1 protein-coding gene is annotated in these 1,219 nt (G+C 69.2%); it reads left to right on the top strand.

The genetic code is table 11. The annotated features are described in order from the left end of the window. A partial coding sequence (locus tag RM543_RS18875; protein WP_311694475.1) for an autotransporter-associated beta strand repeat-containing protein occupies positions 1-1,219 on the top strand: 1,219 nt, incomplete at both ends.

The following is a 1,219-nucleotide window of genomic DNA, read 5'->3' as shown; positions in this document are numbered from 1 at the left end:
CCAGCTCGGCGAGACGACCTTCTCGGGCGTGATCTCTGGCGAAGGCGCCTTCCAGAAGGAAGGCACCGGCACGCTGAACCTGGCCGGCGCGAGCACGCATACGGGCGGCACGCTGGTCGCCGAAGGCACGCTCGACACGAGTGCCGGCGGCACGCTCGCGGACAGCGGCGCGATCTCGATCTCCGAGGATGCGACGTTCGTCGCCGGCACCGCCGACACGGTGGGCACGGTGACGAACTCCGGCACCTATGACGTGAACGCTGCGCAGACCGTCGCCTCTCTCGGCAATGAGGGCCTGGTTACGCTCGACGCGAACCTGACCGCCGGCGCGGACGGTGTCTTCAACGACGCCGCAGGCACCATCGAGCAGCGCGCCGACATCACCTCGGACGGGAGCGTCACCAACAACGGCGATCTCGAGGTGACCGGCGACCGCCTGATCAAGACGACGGGCGAGGCGTCCGGCTTCATGGGCCTTGAGACCGGCGTGGTGACGCTGGCGGAGAAGGACGACAGCCTGACGGTCGAGCAGTTGGGCAACACCGCCTATGCCGGCACGATCGAGGGCCTGGGCGCGTTCACCAAGGACGGGACCGGCTGGCTGGACCTGACCGGGGCGAACAGCTTCGAGGGCGGCACGACGGTGACCGCGGGGACGCTGCGCACCATCGATGGCGGCACCCTCTTCGACACCGGCGCGATCGACATCCTCGAGGACGCACGCTTCATCGCGGCGTCGGCGGACACGGTGGGCGTGGTGACGAACGCGGGCACCTACTCCGTCGGGGCAGCGCAGAACGTCCTGTCGCTGAAGAACGACGGCACGGCCGAGATCTATGCCAAGCTGACGGCGCGCGAGGGCGGCGTGACGAACACGTCGGGCGCGACGCTGGATCAGCGGGCGAACATCATCTCCGAAGGCGACGTCACCAATGACGGGACGCTGAAGGTGACGGGCGTTCGCCGGATCGAGACGACGGGCGAGACGTCCGGCCTGACCGGCTCGGGCGGGATCGAGCTGGCCGCGGAAGAGGACGGCCTGATCGTCGATCAGCTCGGCGAGACGACATTCTCGGGCGTGATCTCGGGCGAAGGCGTCTTCCAGAAGGAAGGCACGGGCACGCTGAACCTGGCCGGCGCGAGCACCCATACGGGCGGCACGCTGGTCGCCGAAGGCACGCTCGACACGAGTGCCGGCGGCACGCTCGCGGACAGCGGC

The organism is Tropicimonas omnivorans (assembly GCF_031846565.1).
GTDB classification, from domain to species: Bacteria; Pseudomonadota; Alphaproteobacteria; order Rhodobacterales; family Rhodobacteraceae; genus Tropicimonas_B; species Tropicimonas_B omnivorans.
This window is presented reverse-complemented; position numbering and strand designations above follow the sequence as displayed.